The following is a 20,970-nucleotide window of genomic DNA, read 5'->3' on the forward strand; positions in this document are numbered from 1 at the left end:
TTCTGAGGCAACGAACGGTTGCCGGCTTTGAGTTGAACACATGAACACAACAGAAAAGTGTGCTTGTTCGCTCGAAACCATTAGGGTTTCGGTGGTCATAGCGTGAGGGAAACGCCCGGTTACATTCCGAACCCGGAAGCTAAGCCTCACAGCGCCGATGGTACTGCAGGGGGGACCCTGTGGGAGAGTAGGACGCCGCCGAACAATCTTTGGAGGACCCCTGGTCCCAGCGTTCAGCTGGGACCAGGGGTCCTTTTGTTTTTACAATGCTTGCGGTACCGAAGACAGGAGTCACCGATGTCCACCAACTCTCCCGAAGACCGGCCGGAGCGCGACCAGCGGCGACGGGACAGTGGTGACCGCGGCGAACGCGGCGGCTACCGCGGGGACCGTGGTGGCTTCCGTCGGGACAACGACCGTAACGACCGCGGCGGTTACGGCCGGCGCGATGACCGCGGTGACCGTGGCGGTTTCCGCCGCGACGACCGGCGCGATGACCGTCGTGACGACCGTCGTGATGACCGTGACCGTGGTGATCGCGGTGGTTTCCGTCGTGACGACCGGCGTGATGACAGCCGTGGCGGTGGCTACGGCGATCGTGGTGGTTACGGTCGCCGTGACGACCGGCGTGAGGGTGACCGCGGTTCCCGTCCGGCGTTCCAGCGTGACGACCGTGACCGTGGGCCGCGTCGGGACGACCGAGGCGACCGCGGCTTCCGCCGTGACGACCGCCGTGACGACCGACCCGCCTACCGCCGCGACGACCGCCGTGACGACAGCCGTGGTGGCGGTTACGGCGACCGCGGTGATCGTGGCGGTTTCCGTCGTGACGACCGGCGCGATGACCGTCGTGACGACCGTCGTGATGACCGTGACCGTGGTGATCGCGGTGGTTTCCGTCGCGACGACCGGCGTGATGACAGCCGTGGCGGTGGCTACGGCGATCGTGGTGGTTACGGTCGCCGTGACGACCGGCGTGAGGGTGACCGCGGTTCCCGTCCGGCGTTCCAGCGTGACGACCGGCGTGAGGGTGACCGCGGTTCCCGTCCGGCGTACCAGCGTGACGACCGTGACCGTGGGCCGCGTCGGGACGACCGAGGCGACCGCGGCTTCCGCCGTGACGACCGCCGTGACGACCGACCCGCCTACCGCCGCGACGACCGCCGCGACGACCGCCGTGACGACAGGCGTGATGACCGGCGCGACGACCGCCGGGGCGACGACCGTGGCGGTTTCCGTCGTGACGACCGTCGTGACGACCGCGACCGCGGTGAGCGCGGTGGCTTCCGCGGCCGGGACGACCGAGGCGGCCGTGGGCCCCGTAGGGACGACCGCGGTGGTCGGCCGGGCGGCTTCCGCGGGCGTGACGGGCGTGACGACCGGCGCGACGACCGCCGTGGTGGCGGCCGCTTCCGCGACGAGCGGGACCGGGACCGGGAGCCGATCAAGCGGCTGCCGATCCCGGAGGACGTCACCGGTGAGGAGATCGACAAGGACGTTCGCCAGGAGCTGCAGAGCCTGCCCAAGACGCTCGCCGAAGACGTCGCCAAGAACCTGGTGATGGTCGCGCGGCTCATCGACGAGGACCCCGAGGGTGCCTACGGCTACTCCAGGGTGGCCCTGCGCCTGGCGTCCCGTGTTGCCGCCGTACGCGAGGCCGCCGGGTTCGCCGCGTACGCCAACCAGAAGTACAGCGAGGCCCTCGCCGAGTTCCGTGCCGCGCGGCGCATGACCGGCAGCGTCGACCTGTGGCCGGTGATGGCCGACTGCGAGCGTGGGCTCGGGCGGCCGGAGAAGGCGCTGGACATGGCCGGCGCCCCCGAGGTGCACAAGCTGGACAAGGCCGGGCAGGTCGAGATGCGGCTCGTCGCGGCGGGTGCCCGGCGTGACATGGACCAGCTGGACGCGGCCATCGTGACCCTGCAGAGCCCGGAGCTGGCCTCCAACTCCGTCCAGCCGTGGACCGCGCGGCTGCGCTACGCCTACGCCGACGCGCTGCTGGCCGCGGGCCGGGAGAGCGAGGCGCGGGAGTGGTTCGCGAAGGCCGTCGAGGCGGACCGGGACGGCAGCACGGACGCCTCCGACCGGCTCGCCGAGCTGGACGGCGTGGAGTTCGTCGACGCCCTCGACGAGACCGAGAACGAGAACGACGGTGAGAACGAGGGCGACAACGAGGGCGACAACGAGGGCGACAACGAGGGCGACAACAAGGACCCGCGCGAAGAGAGCACCGGCTCCGCGGACGCGACCGCCGCTCAGGACGACGACAAGGACTGACCCGAGCGAGTGACGACGTCACGACATACGAAAGGGCGGGACCCCCGGGGGTCCCGCCCTTTCGTATGTGCCCCGTATGTGCGCGGTCAGATCTCCAGCGCCCGCAGCACCAGCCCCGACGCCGGCTTCGGGCCGAACGACGTCGACTTGCGGGGCATCGTCACGCCCTGGCGGGCCAGGTCGCGTACGACGTCCTCGTGGACCGGGTGCAGCAGGACGGCCGTACCGCCGTCGCGCTCGGCCTTCGCGACCGTGGCGGCCGTGTCGTGGATGTAGGCGATGTGGGCCGGGGAGTCCTCGGGGATGTGCCAGACGTGGTCGAGGAGTGCGGCGTGCAGGACCGTGGCGTCCAGGGAGCGCCAGGCGGCCGGGCGGTCCTCGGGGATCGTGCGGGCCAGCAGGTCCGGATCCGGGCGGTCGACGAGGTGGAAGGAGCCGTCGCCGGCCAGCAGGAAGGCGTTGCCGGCGCAGGCCGCGTCCGCCAGCAGCTCCAGGGCCTCGGCCAGCGATACGTCGAGGTGTCGTACCCGGAACAGGCCCTCCAGGGCTGCCAGCGCGTCCGCGACCGGCAGGCCGTGCAGCAGGCGGTGGATGGCGCGGACCCGCAGGGGGTAGCGGGCGGTGTCGACCAGCAGGACCAGGCCGTGGTCCCAGGGGCTGGGGGAGGGGTGCTCGGCGCGCAGCAGCCGGTAGGTGGCCCAGCGGTGGTGGCCGTCGGCGATGAGGGCCTGGTGGTTCGCCAGGTCGGTCTGGATGCGGGCCACGTCGGCGGGGTCGGTGACCGACCACAGGCTGTGGTGGAAGCCGTCCTCGGTGGTCGTGGCCAGCAGCGGGGGCTGTTCCGCCGTGCGCTCGACGACCTCGGCCGCCATGCCGTTGCCGTGGTAGGTCAGCAGCAGGGGTTCGAGGTTGGCGCGGGTGGCGCGCATCAGGGCAGCGCGGTCGGCGACCACCGGGGGCATGACGTCCTCGTGCGGCAGGACCACGCCCTCCGCGGGCTCTGACACGCGTAGAGCGCCGATGAGACCGCGCTGGAGCATGCCGTTGCCGTCCCGCTGTTCGTACACGTACAGGGCGGGGTCCGGGTCGGTGGTCAGGACGCCTTCGGCGAGCCAGCGGCGCAGGGTGTCGGCCGCCTGTTCGTTGCGGGCGCTGGGGGTTCCGGCCTGGGGGAGGATCAGACGGACGATGTTGTACGGGTCCGCGGCCTCGAGGTGGTGCAGGCCGTCGGGGCGGACGACGACGTCGTAGGGCGGGGAGGTGACGGAGGCCAGGCTGCCGACCCGGTCGGGGTCGTAACGAAGGCCTCGGAACGGGGTGAGTTCCAGGCCTCGGTGCACCGTTGCTTCCGAGTGACCTGCAGTCTTCATCCCGGCATCGTACGTGTGTCAGTGGCGTGCGGGATGATCGGGGGAAAGGCGAGTGAACGAGGAGCGATGTGGAATGAGCCAGGCGGTCAGGACGAGGCCCGAGGGCAGTGGGCAGGCCCTGAACGAGGCGTACGACACGGCGCTGCTCGATCTCGACGGAGTGGTGTATGCGGGCGGGAGCGCGATCGTGCACGCCGTCGACTCGCTGGCGACGGCCCGCGCGGGCGGGATGCATCTGGCGTACGTCACCAACAACGCGCTGCGGACGCCGGACGCGGTGGCGGAGCATCTGACGGAGCTGGGGATACCGACGGGGGCGGACGACGTCATCACCTCCGCACAGGCGGTCGCGCGGCTGATCAGCGAGCAGGTGCCGGCCGGGGCGCGGGTGCTGGTGATCGGCGGTGAGGGTCTGCGGGTGGCGCTGCGCGAGCGCGGCCTCACGCCGGTGGAGTCGGCGGACGACGATCCGGCGGCGGTGGTGCAGGGTTACGGCGGCCCCGATCTGACGTGGGGGCGGTTCGCGGAGGCGTCGTACGCCGTGGCGCGGGGGGTGCCGTGGTTCGCGTCCAACACCGACCTGACGATTCCCAGCGGGCGGGGCATCGCGCCGGGCAACGGCGCGGCCGTGGAGGTCGTCCGGATCGCGACCGGCGCGGAGCCTCAGGTGGCGGGCAAGCCGCTGCCGCCCATGCACCGGGAGACGATCCTGCGTACGGGCGCGAAGCGGCCGTTGGTGGTCGGGGACCGGCTGGACACGGACATCGAGGGCGCGTTCAACGGCGGGGTGGACTCGCTGCTGGTGCTGACCGGCGTCACGGACGGCCCCCAGCTGCTCGCCGCGCCGCCGCAGCACCGGCCGACGTATGTGGACGCCGATCTGCGCGGGTTGCTCACCGGCCAGCCGGAGGTCACCGAGGAGGGTGACGGTTTCCGCTGCGGGGGGTGGACGGCGACCGCCGGGGCGGACCGGCTGGAGCTGGAGGGTGACGGCGAGGCACTCGACGGGCTGCGGGCGTTGTGCGCGGCGGCCTGGACGGCGGCCGGGGACGGTTCCTGCGAGCTGGACGGAGGGAAGGCGCTGGCGCGGCTCGGGCTCTGACACACAGCGGCTCGGGCTCCGACCGCTCACCGCCCTCGGGATCGAGTTCGTATGCGAGGGTAGGCTAACCTAACCTCGTGTTGGTCGACAGTCCTCCGGAACAGCGCGCGGAGACCGCCCCCGCGCCCCCAACCCGTCGGGCGGTACGGGCCCTTGGGCTCCTGCTCTCCGTCGCGATCCTGGTGCTCGTCGCCCTGGCGAGCATCGCGATCGGGGCGAAGGCGCTGACGCCGGACCAGGTCTGGCACGGCCTGTTCCACGGCACGGGGACGTACGGCGACGTCGTCGTCGACGAGCGGCTCGCGCGTACGGTCCTCGGTCTGCTGGCCGGTGCCGCGCTCGGCCTGTCGGGGGCGGTGCTGCAGGCGCTCACCCGCAATCCGCTGGCCGACCCGGGACTGCTCGGCATCAACGCGGGTGCCTCCGCCGCCGTCGTCACGGCCCTCACCTACTTCGGCGTCACCAGCCTCAGCGGCTATGTGTGGTTCGCCTTCGGCGGGGCGGCGGCGGTCGGCGCGCTGGTCTGGTTCCTCGGCGGCAGCCGGGGCGCCACGCCGGTACGGCTGGCGCTCGCCGGTACGGCGATCAGCGCCGCGCTGTACGGCTATCTCCAGGCCGTGATGATCATGGACGACGCGGCGCTGGGCAAGATGCGCTTCTGGACGGTCGGTTCGCTGGCCTCGGCGACCGACTCGACCATCGTGCAGGTGCTGCCGTTCCTCGCGGCCGGCACGCTCCTCGCGCTCGCCCTGGCCCGGCCGCTGAACGCCGTGGCGATGGGCGACGACACCGCGCGCGCCCTCGGGGCGAACCTCACCCGCACCCGCGCCCTTGCCATGCTCGCCGCCACCGTGCTCTGTGGCGCCGCGACCGCCGCCTGCGGTCCGATCGTCTTCGTCGGCCTGATGGTCCCGCACGTCGTGCGCTCCTTCACCGGCCCCGACCTGCGCTGGATCCTGCCGTACGCGACGGTTCTGTCCCCCGTGCTGCTGCTCGGCGCCGACGTCATCGGCCGGGTCGTGGCGCGTCCCTCGGAGCTGCAGGTCGGCATCGTCACCGCGATCATCGGCGGCCCGGTCTTCATCTTTCTCGTACGACGGCGGAGGACGGCCCAGCTGTGAAGACCAACCGTGTCATCAGGACGCCGGGCGGGCTCTCGCTGCGCCTGGACGTCCGGGCCGTCACCGTCGTCGTCCTCCTGCTGCTGGCCGCGCTCGCCGCGAGTGTCGTGCTGATCGGCACCGGCGACTTCCCGATCTCGGCGGGCGACGTGGTGAAGACGCTGCTCGGCAACGGCAACGCCGGCCAGGAGTTCATCGTCAACGAGCTACGGCTGCCGCGGGTCCTGGTCGGGCTGCTGGTCGGCGCCTCCCTCGGGCTCGGCGGGGCGCTGTTCCAGGCCGTCACCCGCAATCCGCTCGGCAGCCCGGACGTGCTCGGCCTCGGGCAGGGGGCGACCGCCGGGGCGCTCGTGATGATCGTGCTGTTCTCCGGGAGCGCGGCCCAGGTCACCGTGGGCGCGCTCGTGGGCGGACTGGTGACCGGGCTCGCCATCTATCTGCTCGCCTGGAAGCGGGGCGTGCACGGTTATCGACTGGTCCTGGTCGGAATCGGCGTCTCCGCGATCGTCACGGCGATCAACGGCTACCTGCTCACCGTGTCCGACATCGTCGACGCGGCCCGTGCCGTCGTCTGGATGACGGGGTCCCTCAACGGCCGTGACTGGGACCAGGTCTGGCCGCTGCTCGGGCTGTGCGCCGTACTCGTGCCGCTCGTCCTCGCCAACGCGCGCGGGCTGCGGATGATGGAGATGGGCGACGACGTCTCGAACGCCCTCGGCGTGCGCGTCGAGCGCGTACGGGCGCTGCTGATGGTGGCCGCCGTCCTGCTCACCGCGACCGCCACCGCGGCCGCGGGCCCCGTCGGCTTCGTGGCGCTCACCGCCCCGCAGCTCGCCCGTCGCCTGACCCGGTCCCCCGGCCCGAACCTGCTGCCGTCCCTGTGCATGGGCGCCGCCCTCCTGGTCACCGCCGACTGGGCCTCGCAGCGGGCCTTCGGCGCCGACCAGCTGCCCGTCGGCGTGGTCACCGGCGTCCTCGGCGGCGTCTACCTGCTGTGGCTGCTGGTCACCGAACGCAGGGCGGGCCGGATATGAGCGGCTCGGGGCAGCCGGACACCAGCGGCTCAGCGATCAAGAACACCCGAAGGAGCACTGTGAACCGCCTGTCCGCCGAGAGCGTCACCCTCGCCTACGACCAGCGCGTCATCGCCGAACAGCTGTCGGTCGAGATCCCCGACAGCTCCTTCACGGTGATCGTCGGCCCGAACGCGTGCGGCAAGTCGACGCTGCTGCGGGCGCTGTCGCGGATGCTGAAGCCGGCCGAGGGCCGGGTGCTCCTCGACGGGCAGGTCATCCAGTCGATGCCCGCCAAGAAGGTCGCGCGCACCCTCGGCCTGCTGCCGCAGTCGTCCGTCGCGCCGGACGGGATCACCGTCGCCGACCTCGTCGGCCGCGGCCGCTACCCGCACCAGGGCATCCTGCGGCAGTGGTCCGCCGAGGACGAGCGGGTCGTCCAGGCGTCCATGGCGCAGACGGGTGTCGCCGAACTCGCCGACCGGTACGTGGACGAGCTGTCCGGCGGCCAGCGCCAGCGCGTGTGGATCGCGATGGCGCTCGCCCAGCAGACCCCGCTGCTGCTCCTGGACGAGCCGACCACCTACCTGGACATCCAGCACCAGATCGACGTCCTGGACCTGTGCGCGGAGCTGCACGAGACCCAGGGCCGCACGCTGGTCGCCGTCCTGCACGACCTCAACCACGCCGCCCGGTACGCCACCCACCTCATCGCCCTGCGCGGCGGCCGGGTGATCGCCGAGGGCGCCCCGAACGACATCGTGACGGCCGACCTGGTCGAGGAGGTCTTCGGGCTGCGCTGCCAGGTCATCGACGACCCGGAGACGGGGACCCCGCTGGTGGTGCCGGCCGCGCGCAAGGCCAGGCTCACAGCAGCTTCCTGAGCCGGAACAGGTCCAGCAGGTTCGCCTCCAGCCGCACCCGGCCCGAACCCCAGGCGGTCGCGAAGTTCAGCCGGCCGTGTACCAGGGCGACCAGGTCGTCGCCGGCCATGGCGAGTCTGATCTGCGCCTTCTCGTGCGGCGGCCCCGGGTGGGTCTCGTCCACCTCGATCCGGCCGCCGGTCAGGCGACCCTCGAAGGTGACGTCCAGGTCGGTGATGTGGCAGCTCACGGAGCGGTCCAGGGCGGCGGCTGCGCGAACGTCGCCCTCGGCGTCCTGCATGTTGTCCGAGAGCTTTCCCAGTGCGGCGCGGCACTCCTCGATCGTGGCCATCGCGAACGACGGTACCCGACCGGTTCACGGTAGCGTCTGGGCATGAGCGAGTCCGTGTCAGAGGCCGAGGTCGGCACCGAGTTCGCGGCCGGGGCGGAGACCGCGGCCGACGTCGAACCCGAGTACGACCCCGCCGCCCCCGCACCCCTGAACGTCCCCCGCACCCCCACCGGCAACGCCGAGGTCGACGCCAAGCTGGAGCGGCTGGGTGACACCGACCACCTGGCCACCGACGGACACCTCGAGGTGTACGAGGATGTACATCGGGGGCTGCGCGACGCGCTCACCGCGCTCGACGCCCGCCCGGGACCTCCGGCGCCCCCGTCGACGTACCACCAGAGCAGGAGCTGAACCGAACGTGGCAGGAGTCGCACGCCGCCGTCTGGACGCGGAGCTGGTCCGCCGGAAGCTCGCGCGCTCGCGCGAGCACGCCAGCCAGCTGATCGTCGCCGGGCGGGTCACCGTCGGCAGGACCGTGGCGACCAAGCCGGCCACGCAGGTGGAGACCGCGGCGGCGATCGTGGTCCAGGACGACGACAGCGATCCCGACTACGTGTCGCGGGGTGGGCACAAGCTCGCGGGTGCGCTGGAGGTCTTCGTACCGCAGGGGCTCGTGGTCGCGGGGCGGCGGGCGCTGGACGCCGGGGCTTCCACGGGTGGATTCACCGACGTCCTGCTGCGCGCGGGCGCCGCGCACGTGGTCGCCGTGGACGTCGGATACGGCCAACTCGCGTGGTCTCTCCAGAACGATGAACGCGTCACCGTCAAGGACCGTACGAACGTACGCGAGTTGACGCTCGACGCGATCGATGGGGAACCTGTGGATCTTGTCGTGGGTGATCTGTCCTTCATCCCGCTGGGGCTGGTGCTGCCCGCCCTGAAACGGTGCGTGAAGCCGGACGCCGACCTGGTGATGATGGTCAAGCCGCAGTTCGAGGTGGGGAAGGAGCGGCTGGGCAGCGGGGGTGTCGTACGGAGTCCGCAGCTGCGGGCGGAAGCCGTGCGGGGGGTGGCCGAGAAGGCCTGGGAGCTGGGGCTCGGGGTGCGTGGAGTCACCGCCAGTCCGCTGCCCGGTCCCTCGGGCAATGTCGAGTACTTTCTCTGGCTGCGGTCCGGTGCCCCCGAACTGGACCCGGCCGACGTAGACCGTGCAGTGGCGGAGGGGCCGCGTTGACACAGAACCGAGCGCGTACTGTTTTCCTGCTCGCCCACACCGGGCGTCCCGCGGCGATCCGCAGTGCGGAACTCGTGGTCAAGGGACTGCTGGGACAGGGCATCGGGGTGCGGGTGCTGGAGGAGGAGGCGCGCGACCTGCCGCTGCCCGAAGAGGTCGAGCTGGTCAAGGAAGCGACACCGCAGTGCCTCGACGGCTGTGAGCTGCTGATAGTGCTGGGCGGCGACGGCACGCTGCTGCGCGGTGCGGAGTTCGCCCGGGCGTCCGGGGTGCCGATGCTCGGCGTCAACCTCGGACGGGTGGGGTTCCTCGCGGAGGCAGAGCGGGACGACCTCGATCGGGTGGTCGACCGGGTGGTGGCGCGGTCGTACGAGGTCGAGGAGCGGATGACCGTCGATGTCGTCGTGCACCGCAACGGGGACATCGTGCACACGGACTGGGCGCTGAACGAGGCGGCGGTGCAGAAGGCCGGCGCCGAGAAGATGCTCGAGGTCGTGCTGGAGATCGACGGGCGGCCGGTTACCGCTTTCGGGTGCGACGGGATCGTGCTGTCGACGCCGACCGGGTCCACGGCGTACGCGTTCTCCGCCGGGGGGCCGGTGGTGTGGCCCGAGGTGGAGGCGCTGCTGATGGTGCCGATCAGTGCGCATGCGTTGTTCGCGAAGCCGTTGGTCACTTCGCCGGATTCCGTGCTTGCTGTGGAGGTTCTGCCTCACATTCCGCCCGGGGTGTTGTGGTGTGACGGGCGGCGGACCATCGAGTTGCCGCCGGGGGCGCGGGTGGAGGTGCGGCGGGGGGCTGTGCCGGTGCGGCTGGCCCGGCTGCATCATTCGTCCTTCACCGACCGGCTTGTGGCGAAGTTCGCGTTGCCGACGCATGGGTGGCGGGGGGCGCCGCACTAGGCATCCGTGAGAGTGCGGTTAGGCGGGCCGTGTGCACTCCCCGCCCCGGACCTCGTATGGTCTGTTCCGTGTTGGAGGAGATGCGGATACGGTCGCTCGGGGTCATCGACGATGCTGTCGTCGAGTTGTCGCCGGGGTTCACCGCCGTCACCGGTGAGACGGGGGCGGGCAAGACCATGGTGGTCACCAGCCTGGGGCTGCTGCTCGGTGGGCGGGCGGACCCGGCCCTCGTGCGGATCGGGGCCGGGAAGGCGGTCGTGGAGGGGCGGATCGCCGTCCCCGCGGGCGCCGCCGCCGTCGTACGCGCCGAGGAGGCCGGGGCCGAGCTGGACGACGGGGCCCTGCTGATCAGCCGTACCGTTTCCGCCGAGGGGCGCTCGCGGGCGCACCTGGGCGGACGCAGCGTGCCTGTGGGGCTGCTCGCCGAGCTGGCCGACGACCTGGTGGCCGTGCACGGGCAGACCGACCAGCAGGGACTGCTGAAGCTGTCCCGACAGCGGCAGGCCCTGGACCGGTACGCGGGCGACGGCGTCGCCGTGCCGCTGGCCAAGTACTCCGAGGCCTACCGGCGGCTGCGGGCGGTCTCCACCGAGCTGGAGGAGATCGTCACGCGCGCGCGTGAGCGCGCCCAGGAAGCCGACATGCTCCGGTACGGGCTCGAGGAGATCGCGGCCGTGGAGCCGCGGGCCGGGGAGGACGTGGAGCTGGCCGAGGAGGCGGAGCGGCTCGGGCACGCCGAGGCGCTGTCGTCCGCCGCCACCGCCGCGCACGCCGCGCTCGCGGGCAATCCCGAGGACCCCGAGGGCATCGACGCAGCGACCCTCGTCGCGGGCGCGCACCGGGCCCTGGAGGCCGTCCGGTCGCACGATCCGGCGCTCGCCGCCCTCGCCGACCGGATCGGTGAGATCGGGATCCTGCTCGGTGACGTGGCCGGGGAGCTGGCCGGGTACGCCGACGACCTGGACGCCGATCCACTGCGGCTGGCCGCCGTGGAGGAGCGCCGGGCCGCGCTGACCGGCCTCACGCGCAAGTACGGCGACGACATCGACGCCGTGCTCGCCTGGGCCGAGCAGAGCGCCGCGCGGCTCGGCGAGCTGGACGGCGACGACGAGCGGATCGGCGAGCTGACCGCCGAGCGGGACGCGCTGCGTTCCGAACTGGGCGGGCTGGCGCAGGCGCTGACGGACGCGCGGGGGAGGCCGCCGAGCGGTTCGCCGCCGCGGTGACCGCCGAGCTGGCCTCGCTGGCGATGCCCCACGCGCGCGTGTCGTTCGACATCCGGCAGACCGAGGATCCGGAGGGCGTCGAGGTCGGCGGGCGCACGGTCGCGTACGGGCCGTCGGGCGCGGACGAGGTCGAGCTGCTGCTCGCTCCGCACCCGGGCGCGCCGCCGCGGCCCATCGCCAAGGGCGCGTCCGGCGGTGAGCTGTCCCGCGTGATGCTGGCCGTGGAGGTCGTGTTCGCGGGGACCGACCCCGTGCCGACGTACCTCTTCGACGAGGTCGACGCCGGTGTCGGCGGCAAGGCCGCGGTGGAGATCGGGCGGCGCCTGGCGAAGCTCGCCAGGACCGCACAGGTCGTCGTGGTCACCCACCTGCCCCAGGTCGCCGCCTTCGCCGACCGCCAGCTGCTGGTCGAGAAGACCAACGACGGCTCGGTCACCCGCTCCGGCGTGAAGGTCCTGGAGGGCGAGGAGCGGGTCCGCGAGCTGTCCCGGATGCTGGCGGGCCAGGAGGACTCGGAGACGGCCCGCGCGCACGCGGAGGAACTGCTGGCAACGGCGCGCGCGGATCTGTGACGATGGCCGGATGATCAACCGCGCTCCAAGGTCCCGCTCGTTCCTGCTCTCCGCCGCGCTCACCCGGGCCGGCCAGGCACTCCTGCGCGCCGAGTCGCCCGGCGGCCGCGCGCGGTGGGAGCGGAAGAACTACGCGGGGCGGGCCGTCGGGCTGTACGCCGGGCCCGCCGCGGCTCTTGGTACGGCGGTCGCCGCCGGGCGGGTGCACCCCGGGGCCGGGCTCGCGGTGCTGGCCGCCGGGGTCTGCGGGGCGTACGACGACGTCGTCGGGGCCGGAGATCCGCGGCGCGGGTTTCGGGCGCATCTGGGGGCCTTGCGGGACGGGGAAGTCACCAGCGGGGCCGTGAAGTTGTTCGGGATCTCCGCCGCCGGGCTGGTGGCGGGGGCCCTGATGAAGGAGCGGCTCCTCGACAAGGTGCTGGCGGGTGTCGTGATCGCCGGGGCCGCGCATTTCGTGAACCTGGTCGACGTACGGCCGGGGCGTGCGGCCGGAGCGGTGCTCGCGCTCGGGGCGCCGGGGCTGCTCAGGAACGGGCCGGGCGGGGAACTGACCGCGGCGGCCCTGGGCGGTGCCGCGGCCGTGCTGCCCGACGACCTCGCGGAGCGCGTGATGATCGGTGACGCGGGGGCGCACGCCCTCGGGGCGGCGCTCGGTGCCGCCGTGGTCGCGTGCAACCGGCGCGCGGGGCTGCTGGCGCACGCCGTCGCTGTGGTGGCGGCCGCGGTGTACGGGGACCGGGTGCGTGCGCTGTGAGCCGCTGACCTCCCGGTACGGGCGCACGGGCCGTTCCGCCGAGCCGGGGTTCCCTCACCCGTGTGGGTGACGTGCTCCGGCGCACTGCTCCGGGCCGCCGCGCTGTGCGCCTCCCCGGATTTCCCGGAACGGCCGTACCTGCTGGCATGCTTGGCAGAGAACACGGGGTGGGTGGCGGGTCGGACGCGGTCCGCGCGAGAGGCGCGCGGTACGTCCTTCCTCCCCTCTCCGCCCGCTACCTCCAGTACGTTTCTTCGTGACCGCCCGCGCCGAGTCAGGAGCCCCGGCCCCGTGAGCCCCGTGAGCAGCAACGCACCGCACGGCCAGTCGCCGCTGCGCACCGTGCAGGTGCTGGGCGGAGGCAACGCCGGCAGCAGTGCGCACGTACGCTCCCTGGCCGAGGGGCTCGTCGCCCGGGGCGTGCGGGTCACGGTGTGCGCCCCCGCCGAGGCCGATCGCGCCTACGACTTCACCGGGGCCGGCGCCGATCATGTGCATGTGCCGCGCAGCAGCGACCCGGGCTCCGTGGCCGCGCTCCGGGCGGCCTGCGCGGACGCCGACCTGGTGCACGCGCACGGGCTGCACGCCTCCTTCCGTGCCGTGCTCGCGCTCAGCGGGCGCGGCACCCCGCTGGTGGTCACCTGGCACAACCGGGCCCGGGCCGAGGGCGCACGGGCCCATCTGCTGCGGCTGCTGGAGCGGCGTGTGGTCCGGACGGCCGCCGTGGTGCTCGGCACCACCTCCGACCTGGTGGACCGGGCACGCCGGACGGGGGCCCGGGACGCCCGGCTCGCGGCCGTGGCCCTGCCCGGACGGCGCCGGCCCGTCGACCACGACGACCCCGACCGGCTGTGGCCCAAGATCCGCGCCGAACTCGGCGCCACCGGACGCCCGGTGCTCATGGCGGTCGGCTCCCTCGACCCGCAGCGCGGCTACGACGTCCTGCTGGACGCGGCCCGGACCTGGCGGGACCTCGACCCGGTACCGCTGGTCGTCGTCGCGGGGGAGGGGCCGCTGCGGCCGGTGCTGCAGCGGCGGATCGAGGACGAGGAGCTGCCGGTACGGCTCGTCGGACGGCGTGAGGACGTGCCCGAGCTGCTCGCGGCCGCCGATCTCGCGCTGCTGACCAGCAGTTGGGAGTCCCGCTCCGTCCTCGCCCAGGAGGCCCTGCACGCGCGCGTGCCGCTCGTCGCGACGCGCGTCGGCGGCATCCCCGACCTCGTCGGCGACGCGGCCGAACTCGTCCCGTACGGCGATGCGGAGGCGCTCGCGGACGTCGTCGTACGGCTGCTCGCGGATCCGGACCGGTGCGAGCTGCTGCGGGAGCGGGGCACGCGGCAGGCGGCGACCTGGCCGACGGAGGACGAGACCGTCGCCCAAGTGCTCAGCGTCTACGACGAGTTGACCCAGCCCCAGCCACTGGCTTAGGGCCCGGCGCGGGCACGTTCCGCCTAGGGCACGTGCCGGCGGGCCCGCAGGGCGAGGCTCAACGCCAGTACGGTCTGCGGGTCGTCGAGGTCGGTGCCCAGCAACTCCCCGATGCGGCCGAGCCGGTTGTAGAGGGTCTGGCGGTTGAGGTGCAGCTCACGGGCGGTCTCCGCCTTGCGGCCCGCGTGCGCCAGATAGGTCTCAAGGGTGGGCAGCAGCGGCGGCTTGGAGCGGTGGTCGTGGTCGCGCAGCGGGCCGATCGCACGGTCCACGAAGGCCGCCAGGTCCGGGTGGTCGCGCAGCCGCCACAGGAGGAGGTCGATATCGAGGCGGCGGGCGTCGTACCAGGGGCGGTCGGTCAGGCCCTGCGCCGCCGTCGCCGTCTCCGCCGCATGCCGCAGGCCCGCCGACGCGGCCGCCCAGCCACCGGCCACCCCGACCACCACGACCGGCGGCGGAGCGCCCGGCCGCTGCATCCCGGCCCGCTCGACGCCCGCCCGCAGCGCCGTCGCCACCCGGTCCGCGACAGCCGACCGCTCCGACTCCGAGCGCAGCCCGAGCAGCACCGGCACCCGGCCCTCGACCGGCCGCACACCCAGCAGCACCGGCACGCCCACCGAGGCCAGCTCCTCGGCGACCGCCCGCGCCAGCACGGCCCAGCCGCCGCCGGGGGACAGGGAGTCACCGACCCGCATCACCACGGGCAGCAGCGGGCTGGTGCCGGGCTTGAAGCCGAGCACCCGGGCCTGCGCCGGGGCGTCCTCCGCCGTGATGCGGCCCTCGGCGAGGTCGGTGAGGAAGTCGCCCCGGCCGCGCGCCGCCAGCTCCTCCTCCTGCCGGGCCTGCATCAGCACCACGGCCAGGATGCCCGCGGCCCGCTCGGCGGCGATCCGGTGTACCGGAGCCAGCGGCGAGCGGACCGGCAGCAGCACCAGCCGCGCCCGTACCGACCCGGGCCCCGCCCCGGGCCCGCCGCCGGGCACGTCCACCAGCACCGAACCGGCGGGCGGCGGCGCGTCCTTCTGCGGACCCCGCAGCCCCTCCCACACCTGCAGCGGGTCCGCGCCCTCGGGCCCGGACCCGGCTGCGTACAGCAGCCGGCCGTCCGCCGTCTCCAGGAACACCGGGTTGGCGCTGAAGTCGGCCAGGATGCCCAGCACCTGCGGCACCCCGCCACCGCCCAACAGCGCCTCGGTACACCGCCGGTGCACCTCCTCGGCGCGCTGGAGCAGCGCGTAGTGCCCGTTGACGATCTCGGTGTGGATCTCCTCGGTGACGGTCACGAACGGCACCTCGCGGTGCAGCTGGACCAGCGGCAGCCCCGCGCTGCGGGCCGTGTCCACCAGCGCGGCGGGCAGCCGGGTGAAGCGCGGGCCCAGCTCCACCACCAGCGCCGCGATCCCGCGCTCGGCGAGCGTCCGCACGAACGCGCGCTGCTCGGCCGGGCGGGTCCCGAGGCCGTAGCCCGTGGTCAGCAGCAGCTCTCCGCCCTTGAGCAGCGAGGCGATGTTCGGCACCTCGCCCGCGTGCACCCAGCGGACCGTGCGCCCCAGCCGGTCGGCACCCGCCAGGATCTCCGGGAGCCCGCTGCGCAGTCCCGGCAGCTCCAGCGCCCGCTGAACGGTGATCCCGGCGCCCTGAGTGGCGAATCTGCTCTCCGTACCGCTGTCCATGGAGCGGACGCTACCTGGGCAAATGCCCGGACGACAGCTCGGGCGTCGGCTACAGCGGACGGATGTTGTGGTTGAAGCGGAACACGTTGTCGGGGTCGTACGCCCGCTTCACTTTTTCCAGCCGCAGCAGGTTCCCGGCGCCCAGGCCCGCCCGCACGCGCTCGGCGCCCTCCTCGCCGATGAAGTTCAGGTACACGTCCCCCGTGCTCCACGGCCGGACGCCCGTGCGGACGTCCCGCACCCAGGCGACGGCCCGCTCGTCGTCGGCCGGGTCCGCCCACACGGCGAAGGGATGCACGGCCCAGGGCGCGTCCCGGTACGGCACCGGGTACGTGTGCGGACCGGCCGCGATCGCACCGCCCTGCGGGAAGACGATGTGCTGGGTGGAGGTCGGCACGGGCATGTCCACGGCACGGGCGCAGAAGACGTCCACCAGCTCGTCGGGCAGGCCGGTCAGATACTCCGCCGACCAGTGGTTCCGCAGGCCGGACGGAACGTCCAGCATGCACTGCAGGTCCACGTAGGGCAGCGCGCCGACCAACTCCGACTCGTGCGGCAGCGCCAGCAGCGGCTCGGCCGGCTTGCGCAGCTCCTCCTCGCCGCCGGTGTACGTCAGCAGCACGGCGCACACCAGCTTCCCGACCAGGTGCTCCGGTACGAACTCCGCGGGCGGGCCGGTGATGTACAGCACCGCGCCGCCCAGCTCGTCGGGGCCGGTGCGGATGACCTCCCGGAAGGCGCGGACCGCGCCGGGGCCTACCTCCGGCAGGTACAGCAGCAGGGCGACGGCGAACTCCGGCAGCTCGTGCAGCTCCAGGGTGAGCGCGGTGGCGACGCCGAAGTTGCCGCCGCCGCCGTGCAGGGCCCAGAACAGCTCGGGGTTCTCGTCGGCGTTCGCGTGCACCCGCTCGGCGTCGGCGGTCACCAGTTCCACCCCGATGAGGTTGTCGACGGCCAGGCCGAAGGCGCGGTCCAGCCAGCCGGTGCCGCCGCCCAGCACGAACCCGCCGACGCCCGTGGACGAGACCCGGCCGCCGGTGGTCGCGAGGCCGTACGGCTGGGTGGCCCGGTCCAGATGGCTCATCGTGGCACCGCCCTCGACCCGGACCGCCTCGGCCGCGGGGTCGACGGTCACCCCGTGCATCCGGCGCAGGTCCACCACGAGCGCGCCGTCGCCCAGGGCCGTGCCGGCCACGCTGTGGCCGCCGCCGCGCACCGCGATGTGCAGGTCGAGATCCCGTCCGAAGCGCACCGCCCGGACCACGTCGGCCGCGTCCGCGCACTGCGCGATCACGGCCGGACGCTTGTCGATCATCGCGTTGAAGACGGCACGCGCCGCGTCGTAGCCCGCGTCCCCGGGGGCGAAGACCTCGCCGACCAGATCGTCGCGCAGCGCGGCGAGGGCCGCGTGCGCCTTCGAGAGGGGAGCCATGGCCGCCCCCTTCCGCACAGGGGCCGCACTCCGCTTCCAGCCTAGGTGGGCCGGGTCGAGGGTGCAGTGCGCTCGATGCCCCGTGCCGTAAACGACTGTCCCGGACCGCTCGGTGTCGCGATCATGGACCGGTCACTGACCCACGACCGATGAGGAATCGCTCCCCATGCCCGTCCCGGCCGACCCGACCGTTCTCCATCCGATGCCCGAGCAGCCGCGGGTGGTGCTGCTCAGGCCGCTGGTGAAGTCCCCGCTGATCGAGGTCGGGGAGTACTCCTACTACGACGATCCCGACGACCCGACCGCGTTCGAGACGCGCAACGTGCTCCACCACTACGGGCCGGAGAAGCTGATCATCGGCAAGTTCTGCGCGCTGGGTACGGGAGTGCGGTTCATCATGAACGGCGCCAACCACCGGATGGACGGTCCCTCGACGTTCCCGTTCCCCACCATGGGCGGCTCGTGGGCCGAACACTTCGACCTGCTCACCGGCCTGCCCAGCCGAGGGGACACCGTCGTCGGCAACGACGTCTGGTTCGGCCACGGCACGACGGTCATGCCGGGCGTCCGCATCGGGCATGGCGCGATCATCGCTACCGGCGCCGTGGTCACCACAGACGTGCCCGACTACGGCATCGTCGGTGGCAACCCGGCCCGCCTCATCCGCACCCGCTACGACGACCAGGACATCGCCCGACTGCTGGCGGTGGCCTGGTGGGACTGGCCCGCGGAGCACATCACCGAGCACGTGCGGGCGATCATGTCGGGCAGCATCGCCGATCTGGAAGCCGCCGCCCCGGACTCCCCGCACGACATTCCGCATGTGTGAGGGTTCTCCGCATGACCCACACCGAGATCGAGATCACCGCGGAGTTGGTCCGGGATCTGCTGCGTGACCAGCATCCCGACCTGGCCGATCGGCCTGTGAGGCTCGGCGCGCGTGGCTGGGACAACCAGCTGTGGCGACTCGGCGACGACCTCGCCGTCCGGTTGCCCTGGGCGACGCGGTCCGCCGATGCGCTGTTGCGCAAGGAGCACGCCTGGCTGCCCGCCCTGGCCCCGCGCCTCCCCCTGCCGGTCCCCGTCCCGCAGCGCCTCGGGGAGCCTTCCGAGCGGTTCCCGCGGCCCTGGATCGTGACCACCTGGGTGCCGGGCGCTCCTGCCGACCGTGCCCCGGTCACGCGCGCCGCGGACGCGGCCGACAGCTTGGCCCTCTTCCTGACCGCTCTTCACCGACCCGCTCCCGACGGCGCGCCCGTCGGCCGTGACCGCGGGGGTCCGCTGGCCGACCGCGCCGAGCAGTTCGCCGAGGGACTGGCCTCGGCCACCGAGATGGGGCTGGTCCCCGACCCGGACGCCGTCCGCGCGGTCTGGGAGGACGCCGTCGCCGCGCCCGACTGGGCGGGCCCGGCACTGTGGCTCCACGGCGACCTGCACCCGGCCAACGTCCTCACCGCGGACGGCACCTTCTGCGGCGTGATCGACTTCGGCGACCTCTGCGCGGGCGATCCCGCCTGCGACCTCGCCGCCCCGTGGACACTGCTGCCGGACGGCGCCGCCGACCGCTTCCATCGCGCATACCGGCCGACCGCGGACGCCGCGACCCTGCGTCGCGCCCGCGGCTGGGCGGTGTGGCGCGCCCTCGGCGGCATCCTCATCGGAGAGGCCGGAGTCCGCGGCCGTCCCGGCGGCAAGCCCACCTGGGGCCCACCCGCCCATACCGCCCTGCGACGCCTCGTCGCGGCGGCCCGCCGCTGAGAAGCCCCCGCCCCGGCCGTACGCATGGATGACCGGGGCCGGGGGGGAGTGCTCAGCCGCCGTACGCCCCCGAAGCCGTCAGCCGCAGTGCCGTGTCGATCAGCGGAACGTGGCTGAAGGCCTGGGGGAAGTTGCCGACCTGGCGCTGCAGGCGCGGGTCCCACTCCTCGGCGAGCAGGCCGAGGTCGTTGCGCAGGGCGAGGAGCTTCTCGAAGAGCTTGCGGGCCTCGTCCACGCGGCCGATCATCGCCAGGTCGTCGGCCATCCAGAAGGAGCAGGCCAGGAAGGCGCCCTCGTCGCCGGGCAGGCCGTCGACACCCTCGCTCTCGCCCTCCGTCGGATAGCGCAGGATGAACCCGTCCGGGGTGGACAGCTCGCGCTGGATCGCCTCGATGGTGCCGATCACCCGCTTGTCGTCCGGCGGCAGGAAGCCCATCTGCGGGATCAGCAGCAGCGAGGCGTCCAGCTCCTTGGAGCCGTAGGACTGGGTGAACGTGTTGCGCTCCTGGTCGTAGCCCTTCTCGCACACGTCCCGGTGGATGTCGTCGCGCAGTTCCTTCCAGCGCTCCAGCGGGCCGTCCGCGTCACCGGACTCGATCAGCTTGATGGTGCGGTCCACCGCCACCCAGGCCATCACCTTCGAGTGCACGAAGTGCCGGCGCGGGCCGCGCACCTCCCAGATGCCCTCGTCCGGCTCCTGCCAGTGGTCCTCCAGGTAGCGGATCAGCTTGAGCTGGAGCAGGGAGGCGTAGTCGTGGCGGGCCAGGCCGGTCATGTGGGCCAGGTGCAGGGCCTCGATGACCTCGCCGTACACGTCCAGCTGGAGCTGGTGGGCCGCGCCGTTGCCGACCCGGACCGGCCCCGAGTTCTCGTAGCCCGGCAGCCAGTCCAGCTCCGCCTCACCCAGCTCCCGCTCGCCGGCGAGGCCGTACATGATCTGCAGGTTCTCCGGGTCGCCCGCCACCGCGCGCAGCAGCCACTCGCGCCAGGCCCGGGCCTCCTCGCGGTAGCCCGTGCGCAGCAGGGAGGAGAGGGTGATCGCGGCGTCGCGCAGCCAGGTGTAGCGATAGTCCCAGTTGCGGACGCCGCCGATGTCCTCGGGGAGGGAGGTGGTCGGGGCCGCGACGATGCCACCCGTGGGGGCGTACGTCAGCGCCTTCAGGGTGATCAGCGAGCGGATCACCGCTTCGCGGTACGGACCGTGGTACGTACAGTGCTCCACCCACTCGCGCCAGAACGCCTCCGTCGCCTCCAGCGACTGCTCGGGCTCCGCCAGCTGCGGCGGCTCCTTGTGCGAGGGCTGCCACGAGATGGTGAACGCGATCCGGTCACCCGGGGCGACCGTGAAGTCGGCGTAGGTGGTCAGCGCCTTGCCGTAGGTCTCGGCCTCCGTGTCGAACCACACCGAGTCGGGCCCGGCGACCGCCACCGTCCGGCCCTCGTGCTTGTGCACCCAGGGCACGATCCTGCCGTAGGAGAACCGCATCCGCAGCGCGGAGCGCATCGGCACCCGGCCGGTGACGCCCTCCACGATCCGGATCAGCTGCGGCGCGCCGTCACGTGGGGGCATGAAATCCGTCACGCGCACGGTGCCGCGCGGGGTGTCCCACTCCGACTCCAGGATCAGCGAGTCGCCGCGGTAGCTGCGCCGGGCGGCCGTGGGGGGCTGCGCGTCGGCCGCGTGTGCCGGGCCGAGCCGCCAGAAGCCGTGCTCCTCGGTGCCCAGCAGGCCGGCGAAGATGGCATGCGAGTCGAAGCGGGGCAGGCACAGCCAGTCGACTGTGCCGTCCCGGCAGACCAGTGCCGCGGTCTGCATGTCTCCGATGAGTGCGTAGTCTTCGATGCGCCCGGCCACGTGCAACTCCAGTCGAACGGCCACGTCACCCCCACACAAGGGGGCTGTCGCTAGTGCGGTCAAGGGGTCGTTGTTATGCGTCGTTGAGCGGTGAAGCA

General features: G+C 73.0%; 18 protein-coding genes, 1 rRNA gene and 1 pseudogene. 15 read left to right on the forward strand and 5 right to left on the reverse strand.

The genetic code is table 11. The features are described from left to right. The first annotated feature begins 87 nt into the window (after positions 1 to 87). The 3 genes from rrf (at position 88) to CRP49_RS47500 (ending at position 2,277) form a co-directional block, all read left to right on the forward strand. A 5S ribosomal RNA gene (gene rrf / locus CRP49_RS25385) occupies positions 88 to 204 on the forward strand. A gap of 187 nt (positions 205 to 391) precedes the next feature. Continuing rightward, positions 392 to 1,561: a hypothetical protein gene (locus CRP49_RS48860; RefSeq protein WP_306459780.1), complete on the forward strand. Its 1,170-nt coding sequence runs from the start codon at positions 392 to 394 to the stop codon at positions 1,559 to 1,561. Continuing rightward, positions 1,453 to 2,277 (forward strand): tetratricopeptide repeat protein, encoded by an 825-nt coding sequence (locus CRP49_RS47500; protein WP_218892997.1) that lies wholly within the window; start codon positions 1,453 to 1,455, stop codon positions 2,275 to 2,277. Before CRP49_RS48860 ends, CRP49_RS47500 begins: the two co-directional genes overlap by 109 nt. An 86-nt stretch (positions 2,278 to 2,363) precedes the next feature. On the opposite strand, the gene CRP49_RS25395 is transcribed toward CRP49_RS47500, so the two are convergent. Further along, positions 2,364 to 3,647: a DUF1015 domain-containing protein gene (locus CRP49_RS25395; protein WP_097255475.1), complete on the reverse strand. Its 1,284-nt coding sequence runs from the start codon at positions 3,645 to 3,647 to the stop codon at positions 2,364 to 2,366. 73 nt (positions 3,648 to 3,720) lie between these two features. Between CRP49_RS25395 and CRP49_RS25400 the strand changes: the two genes are divergently transcribed. The 4 genes from CRP49_RS25400 (at position 3,721) to CRP49_RS25415 (ending at position 7,767) form a co-directional block, all read left to right on the forward strand. After that, entirely contained in the window at positions 3,721 to 4,749 is a 1,029-nt protein-coding gene (locus tag CRP49_RS25400) for an HAD-IIA family hydrolase (RefSeq protein ID WP_097255476.1), read from the forward strand. 77 nt (positions 4,750 to 4,826) lie between these two features. Then, positions 4,827 to 5,870, forward strand: a complete 1,044-nt coding sequence (locus CRP49_RS25405; protein ID WP_097255477.1) for an iron ABC transporter permease — start codon at positions 4,827 to 4,829, stop codon at positions 5,868 to 5,870. Beyond that, a complete protein-coding gene (locus CRP49_RS25410) occupies positions 5,867 to 6,904 on the forward strand; it encodes an iron chelate uptake ABC transporter family permease subunit (protein ID WP_097255478.1) in 1,038 nt (345 codons plus the stop codon). Before CRP49_RS25405 ends, CRP49_RS25410 begins: the two co-directional genes overlap by 4 nt. Beyond that, entirely contained in the window at positions 6,901 to 7,767 is an 867-nt protein-coding gene (locus CRP49_RS25415) for an ABC transporter ATP-binding protein (RefSeq protein WP_097255479.1), read from the forward strand. Before CRP49_RS25410 ends, CRP49_RS25415 begins: the two co-directional genes overlap by 4 nt. Here the strand turns inward: CRP49_RS25415 and CRP49_RS25420 are convergent. After that, on the reverse strand, positions 7,751 to 8,098 hold the full coding sequence (locus tag CRP49_RS25420; protein ID WP_097255480.1) for an SCP2 sterol-binding domain-containing protein: 348 nt from the start codon (positions 8,096 to 8,098) through the stop codon (positions 7,751 to 7,753). The two genes, CRP49_RS25415 and CRP49_RS25420, sit on opposite strands and share 17 nt — an antisense overlap. Before the next feature lie 42 nt (positions 8,099 to 8,140). Here CRP49_RS25420 and CRP49_RS25425 point away from each other — a divergent pair, with 42 nt between their 5' ends. The 6 genes and pseudogenes from CRP49_RS25425 (at position 8,141) to CRP49_RS25450 (ending at position 14,154) form a co-directional block, all read left to right on the forward strand. Then, positions 8,141 to 8,449: a hypothetical protein gene (locus CRP49_RS25425; protein WP_097255481.1), complete on the forward strand. Its 309-nt coding sequence runs from the start codon at positions 8,141 to 8,143 to the stop codon at positions 8,447 to 8,449. Between the two features lie 7 nt (positions 8,450 to 8,456). Then, entirely contained in the window at positions 8,457 to 9,272 is an 816-nt protein-coding gene (locus CRP49_RS25430) for a TlyA family RNA methyltransferase (RefSeq protein WP_097255482.1), read from the forward strand. Next, on the forward strand, positions 9,269 to 10,174 hold the full coding sequence (locus tag CRP49_RS25435) for an NAD kinase (RefSeq protein WP_097255483.1): 906 nt from the start codon (positions 9,269 to 9,271) through the stop codon (positions 10,172 to 10,174). Before CRP49_RS25430 ends, CRP49_RS25435 begins: the two co-directional genes overlap by 4 nt. A gap of 56 nt (positions 10,175 to 10,230) precedes the next feature. After that, positions 10,231 to 11,972 (forward strand): annotated as a pseudogene (gene recN, locus CRP49_RS25440) (DNA repair protein RecN). 10 nt (positions 11,973 to 11,982) lie between these two features. Beyond that, complete coding sequence (locus tag CRP49_RS25445; RefSeq protein ID WP_097255484.1) at positions 11,983 to 12,726, forward strand: hypothetical protein; 744 nt, start codon at positions 11,983 to 11,985, stop codon at positions 12,724 to 12,726. Between the two features lie 291 nt (positions 12,727 to 13,017). Then, a complete protein-coding gene (locus CRP49_RS25450) occupies positions 13,018 to 14,154 on the forward strand; it encodes a glycosyltransferase family 4 protein (RefSeq protein WP_097255485.1) in 1,137 nt (378 codons plus the stop codon). Between the two features lie 23 nt (positions 14,155 to 14,177). On the opposite strand, the gene CRP49_RS25455 is transcribed toward CRP49_RS25450, so the two are convergent. Together CRP49_RS25455 and CRP49_RS25460 are read right to left on the reverse strand one after the other, a co-directional pair. Continuing rightward, on the reverse strand, positions 14,178 to 15,827 hold the full coding sequence (locus CRP49_RS25455) for a PucR family transcriptional regulator (protein WP_097255486.1): 1,650 nt from the start codon (positions 15,825 to 15,827) through the stop codon (positions 14,178 to 14,180). Between the two features lie 49 nt (positions 15,828 to 15,876). Continuing rightward, the gene (locus CRP49_RS25460) at positions 15,877 to 17,259 is read right to left on the reverse strand and encodes an FAD-binding oxidoreductase (RefSeq protein WP_097255487.1); all 1,383 of its coding nucleotides are present in this window, start codon (positions 17,257 to 17,259) and stop codon (positions 15,877 to 15,879) included. 166 nt (positions 17,260 to 17,425) lie between these two features. Between CRP49_RS25460 and CRP49_RS25465 the strand changes: the two genes are divergently transcribed. Both CRP49_RS25465 and CRP49_RS25470 read left to right on the forward strand, forming a co-directional pair. Next, entirely contained in the window at positions 17,426 to 18,088 is a 663-nt protein-coding gene (locus tag CRP49_RS25465) for a CatB-related O-acetyltransferase (RefSeq protein ID WP_097255488.1), read from the forward strand. Between the two features lie 11 nt (positions 18,089 to 18,099). Beyond that, positions 18,100 to 19,017, forward strand: coding sequence for an aminoglycoside phosphotransferase family protein (locus tag CRP49_RS25470; RefSeq protein WP_097255489.1), 918 nt, complete (start codon positions 18,100 to 18,102; stop codon positions 19,015 to 19,017). A gap of 52 nt (positions 19,018 to 19,069) precedes the next feature. Here CRP49_RS25470 and CRP49_RS25475 read toward each other — a convergent pair whose 3' ends face one another. Continuing rightward, positions 19,070 to 20,872: a glycoside hydrolase family 15 protein gene (locus CRP49_RS25475; protein WP_097255490.1), complete on the reverse strand. Its 1,803-nt coding sequence runs from the start codon at positions 20,870 to 20,872 to the stop codon at positions 19,070 to 19,072. Between the last annotated feature and the right edge of the window lie 98 nt (positions 20,873 to 20,970).

This window comes from Streptomyces sp. Ag109_G2-15, from assembly GCF_900215565.1.
Taxonomy (GTDB): domain Bacteria; phylum Actinomycetota; class Actinomycetes; order Streptomycetales; family Streptomycetaceae; genus Streptomyces; species Streptomyces diastatochromogenes.

Excerpts from the sequence above, each read along its gene's own strand:
- CRP49_RS25420 (WP_097255480.1), bottom strand. The coding sequence starts at position 8,098 with ATGGCCACGATCGAGGAGTGCCGCGCCGCACTGGGAAAGCTCTCGGAC.
- CRP49_RS25400 (WP_097255476.1), top strand. The coding sequence starts at position 3,721 with ATGAGCCAGGCGGTCAGGACGAGGCCCGAGGGCAGTGGGCAGGCCCTG.
- CRP49_RS25470 (WP_097255489.1), top strand. The coding sequence starts at position 18,100 with ATGACCCACACCGAGATCGAGATCACCGCGGAGTTGGTCCGGGATCTG.
- CRP49_RS25445 (WP_097255484.1), top strand. The coding sequence starts at position 11,983 with ATGATCAACCGCGCTCCAAGGTCCCGCTCGTTCCTGCTCTCCGCCGCG.
- CRP49_RS25395 (WP_097255475.1), bottom strand. The coding sequence starts at position 3,647 with ATGAAGACTGCAGGTCACTCGGAAGCAACGGTGCACCGAGGCCTGGAA.
- CRP49_RS25415 (WP_097255479.1), top strand. The coding sequence starts at position 6,901 with ATGAGCGGCTCGGGGCAGCCGGACACCAGCGGCTCAGCGATCAAGAAC.
- CRP49_RS25465 (WP_097255488.1), top strand. The coding sequence starts at position 17,426 with ATGCCCGTCCCGGCCGACCCGACCGTTCTCCATCCGATGCCCGAGCAG.
- CRP49_RS25455 (WP_097255486.1), bottom strand. The coding sequence starts at position 15,827 with ATGGACAGCGGTACGGAGAGCAGATTCGCCACTCAGGGCGCCGGGATC.
- CRP49_RS25425 (WP_097255481.1), top strand. The coding sequence starts at position 8,141 with ATGAGCGAGTCCGTGTCAGAGGCCGAGGTCGGCACCGAGTTCGCGGCC.
- CRP49_RS25460 (WP_097255487.1), bottom strand. The coding sequence starts at position 17,259 with ATGGCTCCCCTCTCGAAGGCGCACGCGGCCCTCGCCGCGCTGCGCGAC.